Origin of the sequence: Streptomyces sp. Ag82_O1-12, assembly GCF_900182715.1 — a bacterium.
In the GTDB taxonomy this organism is placed as follows: Bacteria; Actinomycetota; Actinomycetes; order Streptomycetales; family Streptomycetaceae; genus Streptomyces; species Streptomyces massasporeus.
The window spans coordinates 3068238-3084428 of sequence record NZ_FXUW01000001.1 but is presented as its reverse complement, the minus strand read 5'-3'; the positions used below and the strand labels follow the sequence as shown (position 1 = coordinate 3084428).

At 71.6% G+C, this 16191-nt stretch carries 15 protein-coding genes and 1 pseudogene; 7 read left to right on the top strand and 9 right to left on the bottom strand.

The window, feature by feature from the left end; genetic code table 11:
* Window positions 1-308: 308 nt before the first annotated feature.
* Together QOL88_RS14155 and QOL88_RS14150 are read left to right on the top strand one after the other, a co-directional pair.
* Window positions 309-554 (top strand): annotated as a pseudogene (locus tag QOL88_RS14155) (IS110 family transposase); the annotation flags it as partial.
* 111 nt (window positions 555-665) lie between these two features.
* Complete coding sequence (locus QOL88_RS14150) at window positions 666-2093, top strand: S28 family serine protease (protein WP_097216778.1); 1428 nt, start codon at window positions 666-668, stop codon at window positions 2091-2093.
* A 25-nt stretch (window positions 2094-2118) separates the two neighbouring features.
* Here QOL88_RS14150 and QOL88_RS14145 read toward each other — a convergent pair whose 3' ends face one another.
* On the bottom strand, window positions 2119-2784 hold the full coding sequence (locus QOL88_RS14145; RefSeq protein ID WP_097216777.1) for a hypothetical protein: 666 nt from the start codon (window positions 2782-2784) through the stop codon (window positions 2119-2121).
* Window positions 2785-2897: 113 nt separating this feature from the next.
* The gene (locus tag QOL88_RS14140) at window positions 2898-4739 is read right to left on the bottom strand and encodes a glycoside hydrolase family 3 protein (RefSeq protein ID WP_097216776.1); all 1842 of its coding nucleotides are present in this window, start codon (window positions 4737-4739) and stop codon (window positions 2898-2900) included.
* Between the two features lie 580 nt (window positions 4740-5319).
* Here QOL88_RS14140 and QOL88_RS14135 point away from each other — a divergent pair.
* Entirely contained in the window at window positions 5320-5520 is a 201-nt protein-coding gene (locus tag QOL88_RS14135) for an SCO3870 family protein (RefSeq protein ID WP_097216775.1), read from the top strand.
* Between the two features lie 12 nt (window positions 5521-5532).
* Here the strand turns inward: QOL88_RS14135 and QOL88_RS14130 are convergent, their stop codons facing one another.
* From QOL88_RS14130 to QOL88_RS14115, 4 genes are all read right to left on the bottom strand, one after another.
* Window positions 5533-6717: a hypothetical protein gene (locus QOL88_RS14130; protein WP_097216774.1), complete on the bottom strand. Its 1185-nt coding sequence runs from the start codon at window positions 6715-6717 to the stop codon at window positions 5533-5535.
* A 218-nt stretch (window positions 6718-6935) separates the two neighbouring features.
* Window positions 6936-7733 carry a sugar phosphate isomerase/epimerase family protein gene (locus QOL88_RS14125; protein ID WP_097222986.1) on the bottom strand — a complete coding sequence of 266 codons (798 nt, stop codon included), beginning with the start codon at window positions 7731-7733 and terminating at the stop codon, window positions 6936-6938.
* Window positions 7734-7765: 32 nt separating this feature from the next.
* Window positions 7766-8917 carry a dihydrodipicolinate synthase family protein gene (locus QOL88_RS14120; RefSeq protein ID WP_097216773.1) on the bottom strand — a complete coding sequence of 384 codons (1152 nt, stop codon included), beginning with the start codon at window positions 8915-8917 and terminating at the stop codon, window positions 7766-7768.
* Window positions 8914-10065, bottom strand: coding sequence for a Gfo/Idh/MocA family protein (locus tag QOL88_RS14115; RefSeq protein ID WP_097216772.1), 1152 nt, complete (start codon window positions 10063-10065; stop codon window positions 8914-8916). The genes QOL88_RS14120 and QOL88_RS14115 overlap by 4 nt, the downstream gene beginning before the upstream one ends.
* Window positions 10066-10403: 338 nt before the next feature.
* Between QOL88_RS14115 and QOL88_RS14110 the strand changes: the two genes are divergently transcribed.
* A complete protein-coding gene (locus QOL88_RS14110) occupies window positions 10404-11453 on the top strand; it encodes a LacI family DNA-binding transcriptional regulator (RefSeq protein WP_097216771.1) in 1050 nt (349 codons plus the stop codon).
* 594 nt (window positions 11454-12047) lie between these two features.
* Here QOL88_RS14110 and QOL88_RS14105 read toward each other — a convergent pair.
* Window positions 12048-12620 carry a dihydrofolate reductase family protein gene (locus tag QOL88_RS14105; RefSeq protein ID WP_097216770.1) on the bottom strand — a complete coding sequence of 191 codons (573 nt, stop codon included), beginning with the start codon at window positions 12618-12620 and terminating at the stop codon, window positions 12048-12050.
* Window positions 12621-12867: 247 nt separating this feature from the next.
* On the opposite strand from QOL88_RS14105, the gene QOL88_RS14100 reads away from it, so the two are divergent.
* The 3 genes from QOL88_RS14100 to QOL88_RS14090 are packed head-to-tail and all read left to right on the top strand — an operon-like array spanning window position 12868 to window position 14875.
* Entirely contained in the window at window positions 12868-13860 is a 993-nt protein-coding gene (locus QOL88_RS14100; RefSeq protein WP_097216769.1) for a bifunctional helix-turn-helix transcriptional regulator/GNAT family N-acetyltransferase, read from the top strand.
* A gap of 44 nt (window positions 13861-13904) precedes the next feature.
* On the top strand, window positions 13905-14708 hold the full coding sequence (locus QOL88_RS14095; protein ID WP_097216768.1) for a sugar phosphate isomerase/epimerase family protein: 804 nt from the start codon (window positions 13905-13907) through the stop codon (window positions 14706-14708).
* Window positions 14705-14875 carry a hypothetical protein gene (locus tag QOL88_RS14090; protein ID WP_179878857.1) on the top strand — a complete coding sequence of 57 codons (171 nt, stop codon included), beginning with the start codon at window positions 14705-14707 and terminating at the stop codon, window positions 14873-14875. Before QOL88_RS14095 ends, QOL88_RS14090 begins: the two co-directional genes overlap by 4 nt.
* Here the strand turns inward: QOL88_RS14090 and QOL88_RS14085 are convergent.
* Window positions 14872-15081: a DUF397 domain-containing protein gene (locus QOL88_RS14085; protein WP_097216767.1), complete on the bottom strand. Its 210-nt coding sequence runs from the start codon at window positions 15079-15081 to the stop codon at window positions 14872-14874. The genes QOL88_RS14090 and QOL88_RS14085 overlap by 4 nt on opposite strands.
* Entirely contained in the window at window positions 15068-15892 is an 825-nt protein-coding gene (locus QOL88_RS14080; protein ID WP_097222985.1) for a helix-turn-helix domain-containing protein, read from the bottom strand. Before QOL88_RS14080 ends, QOL88_RS14085 begins: the two co-directional genes overlap by 14 nt.
* Window positions 15893-16191 lie beyond the last annotated feature (299 nt).

Genomic DNA, 16191 nt, shown 5'->3' with positions numbered 1-16191 from the left:
CGTATATTGTCGAGCGCAACGCGGATCACCGTCCGTAACGGGAGCTGGCTGTCAAGTCGGCACCGCCCCGCTATCTTCTTCGCGGTCCTCGTTGAACCCGCCGACCACAGCGTCAAGCACGGCGTGGGAGGAGCAGGAGGAGCACTCGGCCACCGCGACCACGCGGGCCTGCGATACCCCATCGGACTGTGATGTGACCCCTTCTTGCCGAAGGCGTCGTTGTTCGTCCCCGAGTCCGGCACGACCAGCAGTGTCCCCAGAGCCAGCACCCGCAGCCCGCGAGAGAGCTTCCTCTCTGCCCAGTGGCCGGGGCCTCGATCCACGGCGAACACGCCCCCAGAGGGGGGAACCGACAAGGCAAACGCGCGATGTTCCTTGCCGCCCTCGCCGCTCTCCACGATCCCGCCACCCGCAGCTACTACGACCGCTGCCGGGCCCGAGGCGAAACCCACACTCAAGCCCTCCTCCGCCTCGCAAGCCACCGCAACAGCGGCCTGTTCGAGATGGTCCGCGACGGCACCTTCTTCGAACCCAGAACCGCACGCCTCGCTTGACAAAAGACATGGTGCCCCCCCCCGCGCACAGGGTTTTCCCTATGTCCCCTGGTGCTCCGGTGAGTTGGTCCGCTAGCTTCCGGCGCACATCTGTCTCACAGGGGAGTGCGCATGCGCAAGGCGCTCAGATGGCTGCTGGCGCTCACGGTGCTCATAGGCACACTGGGCACGGCGGGAGCGGCCACCGCCGCCGACGCCGCCGGCACCACCGACATCAAGGAGAGGCTGCTCTCCATACCGGGCATGAGCCTGGTCGAGGAGAAGCCGTACACCGGCTACCGCTTCTTCGTCCTGAACTACACGCAGCCGGTCGACCACCACAAGCCCTCCAAGGGCACGTTCCAGCAGCGCATCACCGTGCTGCACAAGGACGTCTCGCGCCCGACGGTGTTCTTCACCGGCGGCTACAACGTCTCCACGACGCCCCGCCGCAGCGAGCCCACGCAGATCGTGGACGGCAACCAGGTCTCCCTGGAGTACCGCTTCTTCACCCCCTCCCGGCCCGCCCCGGCGGACTGGTCCAAGCTGGACATCTGGCAGGCCGCCAGCGACCAGCACCGCCTCTTCAAGGCCCTGAAGGGCATCTACTCCAAGAACTGGATCTCCACCGGCGGTTCCAAGGGCGGCATGACCGCCACCTACTACGAGCGCTTCTACCCGCGGGACATGGACGGCGTCGTCGCCTACGTCGCCCCCAACGACGTGGTGAACAAGGAGGACTCGGCCTACGACCGCTTCTTCGCCCGCGTCGGCACCAAGGAGTGCCGCGACCGGCTGAACGCCGTGCAGCGCGAGGCGCTGGTGCGCCGCGAGCCGCTGGAGAAGAAGTACGCGGCCTACGCCGAGGAGAACGGCCTCACCTTCACCACCATCGGCAGCCTGGACAAGGCCTACGAGGCGACCGTCCTGGACTACGTGTGGGGCTTCTGGCAGTACAGCCTGCTGTCCGACTGCGACCAGATCCCGGCCGACGCCAAGAACGCCACCGATGAGGCCATCTGGGACTCCGTCGACACGATCTCCGGCTTCTCCGCCTACGCCGACCAGGGCCTCACGACCTACACGCCGTACTACTACCAGGCCGGCACCCAGCTCGGCGCGCCGACCATCCACTTCCCGCACGTCGAGAAGCGGTACATCCGCTACGGCTACCAGCCGCCGCGCAACTTCGTCCCCCGGGACATCCCCATGAAGTTCCAGCCGTCGGCGATGCGCGACGTGGACACCTGGGTCCGGCACAACGCCCGGCAGATGCTGTTCGTCTACGGCCAGAACGACCCGTGGGGCGCGGAGCCCTTCCGCGTCGGCAAGGGCGCGAAGGACTCCTACGTCATGACCGCCCCCGGCATGAACCACGGCGCCAACGTCGCGGGCCTCGTGCCCGAGCAGAAGGCCCTGGCCACCGCCCGCATCCTCGACTGGGCCGATGTCGCCCCCAGCGCGGTGCAGGCCGACCCGCAGGCGGCCAAGCCGCTGGCGAAGTTCGACGCCAAGCTCGACAAGCGGGACCAGCGGCGTGAGATGACGCTGCGCCCGTAAGGCGTGTCGGTGCGCCCGTCCGCTGTCACAGCGGCCGGGCGCACCCCACGGGCCGCTTCCCGCCCAGCCGGACGTACAGCGCGGTCGGGGAGGGGCAGTCGGCCCGCTCGGCGACCGCCCGGACCACCTGGTACTGCGGCTCGCGCCGGCCCGTGCCGTCGCAGGCGGTCTCGCGGACCTGCCCGTCGCCGGAGCCGTAGACGCAGTCGCCGACGATCGTGCGGGGCCCGCCCCCGCCGCCCGGGTCACCGGGGTGCGGCGGCTGGAGGTTGCGCATGCAGGCGTAGCCCTGCGGGACCGCCCCGTCGCCGTCCTCGTCGGACGCGGGCCGCTGCTCGCTGATGTGCAGCACGAAGTCGGTGGTCGACGGGCAGCGCGGCCCGTCCGGCACCGTGCCGTCGTGCCGCGCCGCGACCCGGGCCGCCGCCCGCTCACCCGCGCACGGCACCTCGGAGAAGCTGGTCGTACCGAACGAACTGCACTCGCCGGCCGCGAGGAACACCGCCCCGTACCCGGACGGCCGGGTCGGTGCCGGCGACACCGTGGCGGCCTCCCTGGTCCCCCCGGTCGTCCGCTCGCCCAGCCGGCCGTCCTCCGTCACGCCTCCCGACGGACTCTGGCAGCCGGTCAGCAACGCGCCGAGCAGGACCAGGAGCCCGCAGACCACCCCCACACCACTTCGCTCACGCATCGCCGTCCCCCCGAGTGTGCTCGCCCAGCGTGACCCGCCGTAGCGGGCGCACGCCAGGCACACGGGGTGGTTTGCGCACGTTGGGGGTGGTGCGCCCGGGCTGTGGCGTACGTCTAGTACGACAGCCCGTAGCCGACGGGGTACAGCACCTGCTCCGGATCATCCGCCCGCTGCACCGGCACCGGCAGCTTCCCGCGTGGCTTCACCCGCCCGGCGATCACCCGTGCGGCGGACCGCAGTTCGACGTCGGTCCAGGAGTAGGCGGCCAGACAGGCCGGCGCGGACGGCAGCTGGGCCACGTCGTACGGGTTGCGGATCGCCACCGCCACGACCGGCCTGCCGGTCGCCACGAGCTGCTCCACCAGCGCCTTCTGGCCGCTGCCCGCGGTGACGTTGTACGTGGCGACCACCACCGCGTCCGCGTCCCGCGCCGCCGCGACCGCCTTGGCGATCGTCGCCGCCGAAGGGGCCGTGCCGGTCGACAGGGCCGTGGCGGTGAAGCCCAGTTCGCCCAGGGCGCCCGCGAGCACGCCCGTGGGCGGTCCCGTCGTGCCGGACGGCGACGCCGGGTCCGCCCCGACGACCAGCACCGTGGGGTACCGGCGGCGCGACAGCGGCAGCAGCCGCCCCTCGTTGACGAGCAGCGTGGTCGTCCGCTCGGCGATCCGGTCGGCCGCCGCCAGATGCGCCCGGGTCCCGACGGTCCGGTCGACCTCGCCCTGACCGACGTACGGCGAACGGAACAGCCCCAGCTTGGACTTCAGCCGCAGCACCCGCAGGATCGACGCGTCGAGCCGGGCCTCGGTGAGCTCGCCCTCGCGCACGGCGGTGAGGACGGCGTTCCAGGCGAGGTCGAGGTCGGGCGGGTTGAGCAGCTGGTCCACGCCCGCCTTCAGGGCGAGCACCGGCACCCGGGCGTCGCCGTACTTGCTGCGCACACCCTCCATGCCGAGGGAGTCGGTGACCACGACCCCGTCGTAGCCGAGACGTTCGCGCAGGATGCCGGTAAGGATCGGGCGGGAGAGGGTGGCCGGGTCGCCGGAGTCGTCGAGGGCCGGGACCATCAGGTGGGCGGTCATGATCGAGTCGATGCCGGCGGCGATGGCCGCCCGGAACGGCGGTGCGTCCAGCTTCTCCCACAGCTCGCGGCTGTGCGTGATGGTGGGGAAGCCGGTGTGGCTGTCGACGTTGGTGTCCCCGTGCCCGGGGAAGTGCTTGGCGGTGGCGGCGACCCCGGACCCCTGGTACCCGGCGACCTCGGCGGCCACCAGCGCGGACACCGCCCGCGGGTCGGCGCCGAAGGACCGTACGCCGATGACCGGGTTGGCCGGGTTGACGTTCACGTCGGCCACGGGGGAGTAGTCCTGCCGGATGCCCATCGCCCGCAGCTCGGCGCCCGCGATCCGGCCGAGCGTCCGGGCGTCGGATCGCGACCCGCCCGCCCCGACGGCCATGGCCCCCGGGAACAGCGTCGCGGGCCTGCCCACCCGGGCGACGATCCCGTGCTCCTGGTCGGTGGAGATGAGCACGGGCAGCCCGCGCGGCAGCTCCAGGGAGGCCTTCTGGATGCCGTCGGAGAGGTCGGCGATCTGGTGCGGGTCGCGGGTGTTGTGCGCCCAGGTGAAGTAGATGATGCCGCCGACCCGGTACTTCGCGACCAGCTCGGCGGCCGTGCGGACCCCGATCTCCTTGAGGTTGGCGTCGATGTCGGCCTGGTCGGGTGCGGTGGCGGAGTGGCCGTAGACCCGCATCACGAAGAGCTGGCCGACCTTCTCCTGAAGTGTCATGCGGGAGACGATGGCGCGCAGCCGACTGTCGTCCGGGGCGGCGGCGTGCGCGGGCCCGGCGGCCGCGAGGGCGGCGGTGACGCCGGCCGTGGCGGCGAGGACGGTGCGTCTGGAGGGCTGTGCGGTGTTTCCCGTGCTTCCCGTGCTTCCCGTGCCGGTGTCGTGCACGTGCGCCCCTTCCGGAGGTGATCCGCTCGGATCCACTGAAGGAAACTTCCAAGAGGTCACCAATATCCGGGAAGTTTCTGCCAGTCAAGGGAACGCGCAGCAACCGCACAGGGGCCGCCACCGGCGCGGTTGGAGGGGGGCGCGCCGATGGCGGTGGGCCGCCTGTCGCGGTACGGCGGAGAGGGTGGTCAGCGATCGCAGCCAGTGGCGAGGGCCGACACCGCACCGTGGTGACTCTCCGGCGGCCTGCGATTGGACGGGCACGGTCCGGCCCGGGTTCCCGACTCGGCCCGGATTTCCGTAAGTCGGTACGCGGGAGGAGCCAGCGGTTCAACGGGGCGGATGAGCCGCCACCTTCGGCCACTGCTCGCCGAGCACCCGGACGCATTCCGCGATGGCCGGACGCCGCGCCGCCCCCGTTGGCCGGGGTGGGGCTGGCCTCCCTGACCCCGCGTCGTGGTCCAACCCGCCAACTGCCGCCCACGGCTCGGCGTTTGCTTGCTGTCGCACACGGTGATGACGCCGCGGCCGAGATAGTCTCGACACCGACCAGTCGTCTCGTGACTTGGAGGAAGTACCCATGACGAAGGCTCCGTTCGTCGCCATGTCCGCGGCTACCGCGGGGCTGGGGACCGTGCTCGGTGCCCTTGCGCTTCAGTTGCGCGCAAACGGATACGAGCAGTACGTCGAGTCCGTGGCCACCTTCAGCGTCCTGATGTACGTCACCGCGGCCCTGGTCGTGGTGACCTGGGTCCGGGACGGCCGGCCGCGCTCGAACTGAGCTCCGCGCGGCCTAGGACGCCTCGACGAGCATCCCCGGCGGGCTGACATGGAAGGTGCGGGCCCGCACGCCGAAGCCCGTGTCGCCGTCCAGGTGGCTGTCGTCGTCCCAGGTGACGATCACGCTCTCCGGTCCGTTGCCGAAGGCCGTCGCGGTGCAGGTGTGGGACCGCCGCCCGGGGTCCGCCGTGCTGACCCGCACCGGGTCGCCGAGTGAACCCTGGCTCTCCGAGCAGACCTTGGCCATCACCGTCGGCACGGTGTCGTGCGTGTCCGCGCTCTCCTCGACCCAGGCCATCAGGAAACGCCCGCCCGGCAGCCGGGACAGGGACGGGGAGCTCCGGGTGACGCCCCGGGGGTTGCCGGCCGTGATGTCGAAGGTCTCGGTGCCGTCGGGCTGGAAGATGCTCGCCGCGATCGTGGTCTGCGGTTTGCCCAGGTCGCTGGGCTGGATGCCCTCGATGTGCGCGACGACGAAGCGTCCGTTGTCGAGCAGGGTGATCGCGTTGACCCCCGTGAAGCCGCCCACGTTCGGCTGGATCTCCCCGCCCAGCGGGTTGCCCTCGAAGTCGAAGAAGCGCAGGGTGAGCCGGCCGCCGCCGATCGCCGAGGGGTCCGTCGACCAGGCGACCACCACGTTGCCGTTGGTGAGGATCGAGGCGGCGGGCTTCTCGTGGAAGCCCTCGGTGGTGCTGACCGTGAACTCCGGTGTCGCCGCGCTGCCGTCCGCGTGGAACCGCCGCGCGCGGATGCGCTGGTCGGGCCGCAGGCTCGCCCAGGTGACCAGCACACCACCGTCGATCATGAACGCGAGGCAGGGCCGGACCTTCGGGTCCGCGTCCGCCGTGACGAGCGTCTCCGGGCCGGACTTCCGGCCCTCGGTGAACCGCTGGAGCTTCACGGAGGGGCTGGGCCCGGGCGTGCCGAACGGGGTCTCCAGCCATACGGCGAACTGGCCGCTGATCCCGGCGGACAGCACGGACGGCCACAACGGCCGCACCCCCGGCCCGTCGGAGGGCTGCGAACTGACCGCGAACTCGTCCCCGAGCTTGTCGCCGTCGTCCCCCAGGAACTGCCCCTTGATGACGAAGTCGCTCTCGTCCGACCACAGCTCCAGGAACTGCGTGCCGAACAGGGCGTCGACGGCGGGCTGGAACTGGTCGCCGGACTTGGTGGTGTTCACGAGGAAGTCAGCCATGGCTGCTCTCCGAATCAGGGCGAGGGGAAGCGAGAGCGGTACGACCGGCCGAGTCCTTGGGAAAAGCGTGTCACGCCCGGGGGACGGGTGCATCCGGAGCGGCAGGGGCGCCCCGGACGCCGGTGCCGGCCCTGCTGGGCGGGGCCACGGCCCGGACACGCCGCTGCCCCGCCCCCCTGGCAGGCGGGGCGGGGCAGCGGGGCGGGGCAGCGGCCCGGTCAGCGGGTGTGCTCGGTGAACCTCCGCGCCGTCTCGGCCAGGACCTCCTGGCCGTCCCGTGCCCACAGGATGTCGTTGAACAGCTCCACCTCGATGGCGCCGGTGTAACCGGCCGCCTCCACGTGGTCCTGCCACTCCCGCATGTCGATCGCCCCGTCGCCGATCTGGCCGCGGCCGGTGAGGACGCCCTGGGGGAGGGGCGTCGTCCAGTCGGCGAGCTGGAAGGTGTGGATGCGCCCGCCCGCGCCCGCCCGGGCGATCTGCGCGGGAGCGGTGTCGTCCCACCAGATGTGGTACGTGTCGACCGTGACGCCGACCTGGTGCGCCGGGAAGCGTTCGGCGATGTCCAGGGCCTGGGCCAGCGTCGACACCACGCAGCGGTCCGAGGCGTACATGGGGTGCAGCGGCTCGATCGCCAGGCGGACGCCGTGCCGCTCCGCGTACGGGCCGAGTTCCGCGAGGGCGTCCGCGATGCGCTCCCGGGCGCCGTGCAGGTCCTTCGAGCCCGCGGGCAGCCCGCCCGACACCAGGACCAGCGTGTCCGTGCCCAGCGCCGCCGCCTCGTCGATCGCGCGGCGGTTGTCGGCCAAGGCCTCCGCCCGCTCCCGCGGGTCGATGGCCGTGAAGAAGCCTCCCCGGCACAGCGTCGTCACCGTCAGCCCCGCGTCCCGGACCAGCTTGGCGGTGGCCTCCAGGCCGTGCGCCTGCACCGGCTCGCGCCAGAGCCCCACGTTACGGATGCCCAGCAGGGCGCAGCCGTCGACCAGTTCCGGCAACGACAGCTGCTTCACGGTCATCTGGTTGATGGAGAAGCGTTCCAGGGACCCGCTCACTGGTTCACCCCGTACACGCTCAGCAGTGTCTTCATCCGCTCTTCCGCCAGCTTCGGGTCGGGGAACAGCCCCAGCCCGTCGGCCAGTTCGTACGCCGTCGCGAAATGCGGCAGCGAACGGGCCGACTGCAGGCCGCCGACCATCGTGAAGTGCGACTGGTGGCCGGCCAGCCAGGCCAGGAAGACCACGCCCGTCTTGTAGAAGCGGGTCGGGGTCTGGAACAGGTGCCGGGAGAGCCCGACCGTGGGGTCCAGCAGATCGCGGAAGCCCCGCACATCGCCGGTGTCCAGGGCCCGGACCGCCTGAGCCGCCAGCGGGCCCAGCGGGTCGAAGATGCCGAGCAGCGCGTGGCTGAAGCCCTGCTCGTCGCCCGCGATCAGCTCGGGGTAGTTGAAGTCGTCGCCCGTGTAGCAGCGCACGCCCTTCGGGAGCCGGCGGCGGATGTCGATCTCGCGCCGGGCGTCCAGCAGGGAGACCTTGATGCCGTCGACCTTGTCGGGGTGGGCGGCGATGACCTCCAGGAACGTGTCCGTCGCCGCGTCCAGGTCGGCCGACCCCCAGTAGCCCTCCAGGGCCGGGTCGAACATCGGGCCCAGCCAGTGCAGGACCACCGGCTCGGCCGCCTGGCGCAGCAGATGGCCGTAGACCTCCAGGTAGTCCTCGGGGGAGGAGGCCGCCGCCGCGAGCGCCCGGGACGCCATCAGGATGGCCTGCGCGCCGGACTCCTCGACGAGGGCGAGCTGCTCCTCGTAGGCCGCGCGGACCTCGGCGAGCGAACCGGAGGCGATCTGGTCGGTGCCCACACCGCAGGCGATGCGGCCGCCGACCGCCTTGGCCTCGGCCGCCGACCGGCGGATCAGCTCCGCCGCGCCCGCCCAGTCCAGGCCCATGCCGCGCTGGGCGGTGTCCATGGCCTCGGCGACCCCCAGCCCGTGCGACCACAGGTGGCGGCGGAAGGCGAGGGTGGCGTCCCAGTCGACCGCGGCGGGCGAGTCGGGGGAGACGTCGGCGAACGGGTCGGCGACGACGTGCGCCGCCGAGAAGACCGTGCGGGAGGTGAAGGGCGTGCCGGGGGTCACGGCCAGGGGCTCGGTGCGGGGCTCGTAGGTCCGCAACGCCCCGCCGGCGCCGGGGAGTCGGATCGTCACAGCGCGATCTCCGGTACGTCGAGACGGCGGCCCTCGGCCGAGGACTTGAGGCCCAGCTCGGCGAGCTGGACACCGCGGGCACCGGCCAGCAGGTCCCAGTGGTAGGGGGCGTCGGCGTAGACGTGCCGCAGGAACAGCTCCCACTGGGCCTTGAAGCCGTTGTCGAACTCGGTGTTGTCCGGGACCTCCTGCCACTGGTCGCGGAAGACCTCGGTGGCGGGGATGTCCGGGTTCCAGACCGGCTTGGGGGTGGCGCTTCGGTGCTGGACGCGGCAGTTGCGCAGACCCGCGACCGCGGAGCCCTCCGTGCCGTCCACCTGGAACTCCACCAGCTCGTCGCGGTTGACGCGGACGGCCCAGGAGGAGTTGATCTGGGCGATCGCGCCGCCCTCCAGCTCGAAGACGCCATAGGCGGCGTCGTCGGCGGTCGCGTCGTAGGGCTTGTCGTTCTCGTCCCAGCGCTGCGGGATGTGCGTGGCGGTGAGCGCCTGGACGGACTTCACCCGGCCGAACAGCTCGTGCAGCACGTACTCCCAGTGCGGGAACATGTCGACGACGATGCCGCCGCCGTCCTCGGACCGGTAGTTCCAGGAGGGGCGCTGGGCTGTCTGCCAGTCGCCCTCGAAGACCCAGTAGCCGAACTCGCCGCGCACGGAGAGGATCCGGCCGAAGAAGCCGCCGTCGATCAGGCGCTTCAGCTTCAGCAGGCCCGGGAGGAAGAGCTTGTCCTGGACGACGCCGTGCTTGATGCCGGCCGCGTTCGCCAGCCGGGCGAGGTCCAGGGCGCCGTCGAGGCCGGTGGCGGTCGGCTTCTCGGTGTAGATGTGCTTGCCGGCGGCGATGGCCTTCTTCAGCGCCTCCTCGCGGGCGGAGGTGACCTGCGCGTCGAAGTAGATGTCCACCGTCTCGTCGGCGAGGACCGCGTCCACGTCCGTCGACCAGTGCTCCAGCCCGTGCTGCTCGGCCATCGCCTTCAGCGCGTGCTCCCGGCGGCCGACCAGGATCGGCTCGGGCCACAGCACGGTGCCGTCACCGAGGTCGAGGCCGCCCTGCTCGCGCAGGGCGAGGATGGAGCGGACCAGGTGCTGGCGGTAGCCCATGCGCCCGGTCACGCCGTTCATGGCGATCCGCACCGTCTTGCGTGTCACGTCGTTCCCTTCGTACGCGGTCGTCGCGCCGCGTACGCCCCACCCTTCACAGCGGCCCCTGGGGCACCCGTGGACTGGTGAGCGTTGCAGCAAGCGCTTTCTATATACGAAGAAGCTAGCCTCTGAACCGCGGTCCGGACAAGACCGTGACCAGGACGAGTTGTTCGAGGGGGCGAACAACTCGGGGTTGGGGGCTTAAGGTCTGCACGGAACCTTGGCCATGGGTTCGCCGGGACAGAGGCGGTCGACCTGCTGTTCCGCGCGGAACCATGGCCAGTGGTCTGGGTGTGTACGAGGGCGGAGACGAGAGACGAGATGCGCGACCGGAGGACGACGAGATGACGGTGACCCTGGCGGACGTGGCGGCTCGCGCGCAGGTCTCGCCCGCGACGGTGTCGCGCGTGCTGAACGGGAACTACCCCGTGGCCGCGTCCACCCGGGAGCGGGTGCTGAAGGCCGTGGACGAGCTGGACTACGTGCTCAACGGGCCTGCCAGCGCCCTGGCCGCCGCCACCTCCGACCTGGTCGGGATCCTGGTGAACGACATCGCCGACCCGTTCTTCGGGATCATGGCGAGCGCGATCCAGGCCGAGATCGGCGGCCCGGGCGGCCGGGCGGGCGGGGAGCGGCTCGCGGTGGTCTGCAACACGGGCGGCTCCCCGGAGCGGGAGCTGACGTATCTCACGCTGCTCCAGCGGCAGCGGGCCGCGGCCGTGGTGCTGACCGGCGGGGCGATCGAGGACACGGCGCACCAGGCTGCCATGGACGCGAAGGTGCGGAAGCTGGCGGAGGCCGGGACGCGGGTCGTGCTGTGCGGGCGGCCGCCGGCCCCGGAGACCGGGGCGATCGCGCTGACCTTCGACAATCGCGGCGGCGGCCAGGAGCTGACCGAGCACCTCATCGGGCTCGGACACCGGCGGCTCGGCTACATCGCCGGCCCCGAGGAGCGCACGACCACGCGCCACCGGCTGGAAGGGCACCGGGCCGCGCTGGCCGCGCGCGGGATCGAGGAGGACCCCCGGTGGACGGTGCACGGGCGCTACGACCGGCGGTCCGGCTACGAGGCGACGCTGGAGCTGCTGCGCCGTGACCCGTCGCTGACGGCGGTCGTCGCGGCGAACGACTCCGTCGCGCTGGGGGCGTGCGCCGCCCTGCGCGACTCCGGCCTGCGGATCCCGGAGGACGTGTCGGTGGCGGGCTTCGACGACCTGCCGTTCAGCATCGACGCGGTGCCTGCGCTGACGACGGTACGGCTGCCGCTGGCGGAGGCCGGGGCCCGGGCCGGGCGGATCGCGATGGGGCGGGAGGAGGCGCCGCCCGGGGGGATCGCCTCGGTGCGGGGGGAGTTGATGGTGCGGGGGTCCTCGGGGGTGCCGCGGTCTTCTTGAGGCGCTGTGGCTTGAGGGGGCGCGGCGTTGAGGGCGGTTGGTTCGGGGCGCTGGCTCTGGGGGCTCGGGTGTTGAGGCCGAGGGGTGTTGAGGCCGAGGGGTGCCGAGGCTGTGGTTCCAGGGGCTCGGGGCGTTGGGGCCGCCGGGGTGTCAAGGCTGTGGCTCGACACGGCGCGGCGTTGGTGCCGGTCGTGGCCGTGCTGTGGCTCGTCGCGTGCTCGGTGTCGGTGCGCGGGCCGTGTGACGGTTGCCGCCCCCGGGAGCCTGCTCCGGCGTGAACGGCCTCGGCCCTCATCCGCCCGGCGCCCGCCGGTCAGGTGCCTAAGGTCGGGCGCCTCCGGGGACCCCGCCGGGAAGTCACCTCCGGGCAGCCGCCTCCGGGCAGGCCCCGCCGGGGAAGCCTTCCGGCCAAGCCCCCAACCGCCTCCGGCCAAGCCCCCAGCCGCCTCCGGGCAGGCCCTTCCGGGCAGGCACCTCCGCGCAAGCCCCGGCCAAGCCCCGCCGGGCAGGCCCTCCGGCGTGTGCCCCGCCCGGGAACGCGCCGGCAGGGCGAGTATGCGGGGGAGCCGGAGGGGGGAGGGGGTGGAGGGCTCGTCAGCGGACGACGTCGAAGACGTTCTTCTGCAGCCCGTTGGGATAGGCCTCGTGCTCGACGAGTCGCAGCTTCTGCGTGTCCTTGTCCGTGGCGCTGAAGAGCCGCTTGCCCGCCCCGAGCAGGAGCGGAAAGACGAGCAGGTGGTAACGGTCGATCAGGCCGGCGTCGGAGAGGGCCTGGTTGAGGGAGGCGCTGCCGTGGATGATGATCGGGCCGCCCTCGGTCTCCTTCAGGGCGGCGACCTCGTCGAGCGAGCGCAGGATCACCGTCTCGCCCCAGTTCGACACCAGGTTCTCCTCGGCGAGGGTGGTGGAGACGACGTACTTCGGCATCACCTTGTAGTCGGCGAAATCCTCCATGTCGGGCCACACCTGGCTGAACGCCTCATAACTGGTGCGACCCATCATCATCGCGGTGGCTTCCTTCTGCTCCCGGCCCTTGATCTCGAATGCCTCGGGAAGGAACTCGACACCCTTGAAGGTCCACCCGGAGTTCCGGTAACCGGGCTCGCCGCCAGGGGCCTCCACGACGCCGTCGAGCGAGATGAAAGCGGTGCTGATCAGAGTACGCATCGAGGGTTCCTCGGTATCTCGTGTCGGATTCTCGGCGGATGCCGTCGCCGCACGCTTGCACGACACGCGCGGCTGCGACGCACCAACACCTCTTCCGACCGCCGAGCGCGGAGAAACTCATCGGCCGTCGCAGGTCCTCCCGTCGGCTCGGCCGTCCTACTCGCCTCGTGCCTGGCTCCGGCTGCCCTGGAGGTCTAAGCTCGACCACGAGCATCTCTGACTGAGTCAAACATCGGGGGTAGAGGCCATGACCGTCCAGGACATCCGCTCCTTCAACCGCTTCTACACGAACGTCATCGGCGCCCTCGACTACGGCCGCCGGCTCTACGCCCCCTACACCCTCACCGAGTCCCGCGTCCTGTACGAGCTGGCCCACGCACCCCGTACGGACGCCGCCGACCTGCGCGCCCAGCTGCACCTCGACGCCGGATACCTCACCCGAATCCTGAACAAGTTCGAGGAGGACGGGCTGGTCGAGCGCGGCCCGTCCGACACCGACCCGCGCCGCCGCCGTATCACCCTCACCGCACCGGGCCGGGAGGCCGCCGCGCTGCTCGACGAGCGGGCGCGGGAGACGGTCGGGGCGATGCTGGACACGGTCAGGGCCGAGGACCGCCCGCGGCTGGCGGAGGCCATGCGGACCGTCCGGACGATCCTGGGCGACGGCGACGGCGACGGCGACGGCGACGGGGGTGGCGACGGCGACGGCGACGGGGGTGGGGGCGGCAGCGCCTCGCGCCCCGAGGACGTCGTCCTGCGCGAGCCCGCCCCCGGCGACCTCGGCTGGATCGTCCAGCGCAACGCCGCGCTCTACGCCGCCGAGTACGGCTTCGACGCCGACTACGAGGGACTGGTGGCGAGGATCGTCGCCGACTACGGCGAGGACCACGACCCGAACCTGGAGCGGACCTGGATCGCCGAGCTGGACGGCCGGCCGGTGGGGTGCGTGATGTGCGTCCGGGACGACACGCCCGGCGCCGCCCGCCTGCGGCTCCTGCTCGTCGAGCCGGACGCGCGCGGCCTCGGCATCGGCGACCGCCTGGTCGGGGCGCTCGTCGGCTTCGCGCGCGAGGCCGGCTACCGCGAGGTCGTCCTGTGGACCAACGACATCCTCGGTTCGGCCCGCCGCATCTACCAGCGCCACGGTTTCGTCCTGGTCGCGGAGAAACCGCACCACTCCTTCGGCAGGGACCTGACCGGCCAGGACTGGCGACTGGATCTTTACGCAACACCCGAGTGACGAAGGGGAGTCGAAGGCGGGGGTGCCGGGTAGGGTCCGTCGACATGAAGCTGGCGTTCTCCACCCTCGGTGTCCCCGGCCTGCCCCTGCCCGACGTCCTGCGGCTCGCGACCGCCCACGGCTATCACGGCGTGGAGCTGCGCACCCATCCCGAGGAACCGGTCCACACCGGCCTCGGCCCCGCCGAACGGGCGGACGTCGCGGCCGAGTTCAAGGGAGCGGGCGTAGAGCTCCTGGGTCTGGCGGGCTATGTACGGGTCGCCGCGCCGGGCGACGACGAGCCCGTCCTGGCCGAGATCCGCGCCCTCCTGGACCTGGCCCGCGACCTCGGCGCCCCGTACATCCGGGTCTTCCCCGGCGGCGACCTCGACGTCCAGACCCCCGAGGAGGCCGACGCGACGGCCGCCCGCCGCCTGGGCACGGCCGCCGAACACGCCAATGACCTTGGCGTACGCATCCTCCTCGAAACCCACGACTCGCACCGCACCGCCGCCGACGCGATGCGGATCCTCGGCCTCGTCGGGCACCGCCAGGTCGGCGCCCTCTGGGACGTGATGCACACCTGGCTCGGCGGCGAACAGCCCTCCGAGACCTACGCGGCCCTCTCCCCCCACCTCGGCTACGTCCAGGTCAAGGACATCGCCTCCGTCGAGGACACCACCCCCCTGCCGCTCGGCGCGGGAGTGCTGCCCCTGGCCGAATGCGTCGAGGTCCTCTCCCGCCACAACTGGGACGGCTGGCTCTGCTGGGAGTACGAGAAGCGCTGGTACGAGGCGGCGGCCCCCCTGCCCGACCTCCTGGACTCCGGACGTGAGCACCTGAGCAGGCTGCTGAACGAGTCGGCGTGACGCGTCAGCCCTCGGCGGCCCTCGGCGGCCTGGGCGGCCCCCAGGGCCGGGACCGCGAGCAGGGCGATGCGTCCCGAGTCGCTGGCCGCGATGCGGTCACGGCTGCGGCGGCCGGACGCGTGGGCGGCGAGAGCTGCCCGCCGTTCGGCCTCGCGCTGTCCTCCTAGGCCCCTATGTGCCCGTCCTTGACGGCGGCGACGAACGCCGCCCAGCCGCTCCGCGAGAAGGCCAGGGCGGGCCCGTGGGCGGTCTTGCTGTCCCGTACGGGGACGTCGGGGCGGCCGGGGGCGACTTCGAGGCACTCGCCTTGATCGCCGCCGCTGTAGCTGGACTTGTACCAGCCGGTGAGAGCGTTGTGCTCACTGTCGATCATGCGTGTGTTCCTCCGCTGCCGCCCTGACGAGGGCCAGTGACTCCTGCTGCGACAACGCGTCGCTCAGCGCCAGAGCGTAGGCGGTCTGACAGGCACTCACCAGAGCCGGATCGTCCATCAAGTTGCCGGTCTGGAAGCCCTCGACGTAGGCCACCGGGGCCGAGTCCTCGAAGGTCATGAGTGTGAGCAGACTCTGCATGAGTGCGTGCGCCCCCACGCCGTAGGGAAGGACGTGCAGACGCAACCGTCCCGACTCGGCCATGTCAGCGACCTTGTGCAACTGCTCCGCCATGACCCGCGGGCCGCCGACACAACGGCGGATGACCGCCTCGTCGAGCAGCGTCCACACGACAGGCCGCGCCGACCCATCAAGGATTCGGCGGCGCTGTGTTCGAATGACAACGAGTTCGTCAAGTTCGTCGGTCGTGTGGTTCGGACGATAGGCCCGGAACAGGGCGCGTGCGTAGTCGTCGGTCTGAAGCACTCCGGGAACCAGGGTGAGTGCGAACTGCTGGATGCACAGGGCCAGTTGCTCAAGCTCAGCCACGGCCGCGAAGTGGTCGGTGTACCGCGACTCCAAGTCCTCCAACCACCGAGAGAAGAACCCGTCCGTCCCCAGCGCCCGGTCGATCCGCCGCGCGTCATCCGGCTTGGGGAGGCGTCTGCCCGCCTCGAAATGACTGATCAGCGTGGGCGAGCACACCACCTGGTCGCCCAGTTCCTCCTGGGTGAGGCGGGCGGCGGTCCGCCTCAGGCGCATCTCCTCCCCGTACTTCTGACGCGGTGTTCGAAGCATGCGACGTTCGTCCATCGGCCAACCCCTCTTCTTGACAAGCCCGATGTCAAGCTCCACCCCCTGGCAGCGTAGCGAGCGCCGACCCCACTCTGTGAGTGATCCAGAACAGAACGCAGTCACCGCAGGTGAGAAGGCAGGCAGACAGACGTGACAGACCCCATCGCACTGCTCCTCGAACCGCTCCTCCGCCTCCTCCTCCCTCCCCGGGGCAGGCGACGGCGATCCGCGGCGCCGCCCTCGCCCCCGTTCGCGTGCCCGGCGGCCTGCTGCCGTCCCGACGCGCGTCCGCTCCGGGGAGAGGACAACCGACTGGT

Coding starts and splice junctions, on each gene's coding strand:
- QOL88_RS14150 (WP_097216778.1), top strand. CDS start 666: ATGCGCAAGGCGCTCAGATGGCTGCTGGCGCTCACGGTGCTCATAGGC.
- QOL88_RS14145 (WP_097216777.1), bottom strand. CDS start 2,784: ATGCGTGAGCGAAGTGGTGTGGGGGTGGTCTGCGGGCTCCTGGTCCTG.
- QOL88_RS14135 (WP_097216775.1), top strand. CDS start 5,320: ATGACGAAGGCTCCGTTCGTCGCCATGTCCGCGGCTACCGCGGGGCTG.
- QOL88_RS14130 (WP_097216774.1), bottom strand. CDS start 6,717: ATGGCTGACTTCCTCGTGAACACCACCAAGTCCGGCGACCAGTTCCAG.
- QOL88_RS14125 (WP_097222986.1), bottom strand. CDS start 7,733: ATGACCGTGAAGCAGCTGTCGTTGCCGGAACTGGTCGACGGCTGCGCC.
- QOL88_RS14110 (WP_097216771.1), top strand. CDS start 10,404: ATGACGGTGACCCTGGCGGACGTGGCGGCTCGCGCGCAGGTCTCGCCC.
- QOL88_RS14105 (WP_097216770.1), bottom strand. CDS start 12,620: ATGCGTACTCTGATCAGCACCGCTTTCATCTCGCTCGACGGCGTCGTG.
- QOL88_RS14100 (WP_097216769.1), top strand. CDS start 12,868: ATGACCGTCCAGGACATCCGCTCCTTCAACCGCTTCTACACGAACGTC.
- QOL88_RS14095 (WP_097216768.1), top strand. CDS start 13,905: ATGAAGCTGGCGTTCTCCACCCTCGGTGTCCCCGGCCTGCCCCTGCCC.
- QOL88_RS14085 (WP_097216767.1), bottom strand. CDS start 15,081: ATGATCGACAGTGAGCACAACGCTCTCACCGGCTGGTACAAGTCCAGC.
- QOL88_RS14080 (WP_097222985.1), bottom strand. CDS start 15,892: ATGGACGAACGTCGCATGCTTCGAACACCGCGTCAGAAGTACGGGGAG.